This is a genomic window from Actinosynnema sp. NPDC023658, from assembly GCF_040639995.1.
In the GTDB taxonomy this organism is placed as follows: Bacteria; Actinomycetota; Actinomycetes; order Mycobacteriales; family Pseudonocardiaceae; genus Actinosynnema.
In genome coordinates, this window is the sequence record NZ_JBFAAX010001144.1 from 1 (window position 1) to 1,660 (window position 1,660).

Here is a 1,660-nt window from a genome sequence, read left to right on the forward strand (position 1 = left end):
GGGTGAGCTGTTCATCGGCGGCGCGCTGGTGGCCCGCGGCTACCACGACCGGCCGGGCCTGTCCGCGCAGCGGTTCCTGCCCGACCCGTTCGGCGCTCCCGGCGCCCGCATGTACCGCACGGGCGACCGGGTGCGGTGGGTCACCATGGGCGGAGCCGACGATCGGGCGCCGGCGGCCCTGGAGTACCTGGGCCGCACCGACGACCAGGTGAAGGTCCGCGGCTTCCGCATCGAGCCGGGCGAGGTGGAGGCGGCGTTGCTGCACCACCCGGACGTGACGCAGGCCGCGGTCGTGGCCCGCGAGCACAACGGCCACCACCGGCTCGTCGCCTACACCGTGGGCGCGGCCGCCGACCTGGCCGGCTGGCTCAAGGACCGGCTGCCGGACTACCTTGTGCCGTCGGCGTTCGTGGCGCTGGACGAGCTGCCGATGACGCCGAGCGGCAAGGTGGACCGGCGGGCGCTGCCCGCGCCGACGTTCACCGACGCCGGGTACGTGGCGCCCGAGCCGGGTGTCGCGACGGCGCTGGCCGACATCTGGGCCGAGGTGCTGGGCGTGGAGCGGGTCGGCGCGCGGGACAACTTCTTCGCGCTCGGCGGCGACTCGATCCTGAGCATGCAGGTCGTGTCCCGGGCCCGGCAGGCCGGGCTGAAGCTGACCTCCAAGGACGTGTTCCTGCGCCAGACCGTCGCGGACCTCGCGCTCGCGGTCACCGAGGACGCGGGACCGGCGCACGAGACCGTCACCGGCCCCGTGCCGCTGACCCCCGTCCAGCGCTGGTTCTTCGCGGAGCACGGCCCGCTGGCGCACTTCACCATGTCGGTCGTGGTCGAGCCGGGCGACGTCGAACCCGGCCGCGTGCGTGACGCCGTGCGGGCGCTCGTCGCCCACCACGACGCGCTGCGGCTGAGGTTCACCCAGGTCGACGGGGTGTGGCAGCAGGAGGTGGCGGACGTGGAGTCCGCCGAGGTGTTCCGCCTGGCCGCCACCGACGACCTGGCCGCGGAGGCGCACCTCGCGCGGACGAGCCTGGACCTGCGGCGCGGACCGCTGCTGCGGGCGGTGCTGTTCGCGGACGGCCGGCTGTTCGTCACCGCCCACCACCTGGTGGTCGACGCGGTGTCGTGGCGGATCATCCTGGAGGACCTGGACACCCTCCTGGCGGGCGGCGACCTCGGGCCGAAGGGCACCGCGTTCACCGCGTGGGCGCGCAGGCTCGACCGGCACGTGCTCGACGGCCGGTTCGACGACGCCCTGCCCCACTGGGCGGACGTGCCGGTGGAGGAGCCGGTGCCGACGAGGGCGGGCACCGCGCGGACGGTGTCGGTGCGGCTGGGCCGGGCCGAGACGGACGCGCTGCTGCACGCCGTGCCGGACGCCTACCGCACGCAGGTCAACGACGTGCTGCTGACCGCCCTGACCTCGGCGTTCGCCGGGCGGGCGCTGGTGGCGCTGGAGGGCCACGGCCGCGAGGAGCTGTTCGACGGCGTCGACCTGTCCCGCACGGTCGGCTGGTTCACCGCGGAGTTCCCGGTGGCGCTGGAGCTGCCGGGCGCCGGTGACCCGACGCCCGACGACTGGAGGCCCGGTGGGTGGGGGGCGGCGCTGAAGTCGGTGTATGTGCAGCTGCGCGCGGGGCCGGCCAAGGGGCTGTGCTAC

1 protein-coding gene is annotated in these 1,660 nt (G+C 75.3%); it reads left to right on the top strand.

Annotation, left to right across the window (positions count from 1 at the left end; translation table 11 throughout):
• Nucleotides 1-1,660, top strand: a 1,660-nt coding sequence (locus AB0G02_RS38985; protein WP_360805171.1) for a condensation domain-containing protein, incomplete at both ends; no start/stop codon positions are given.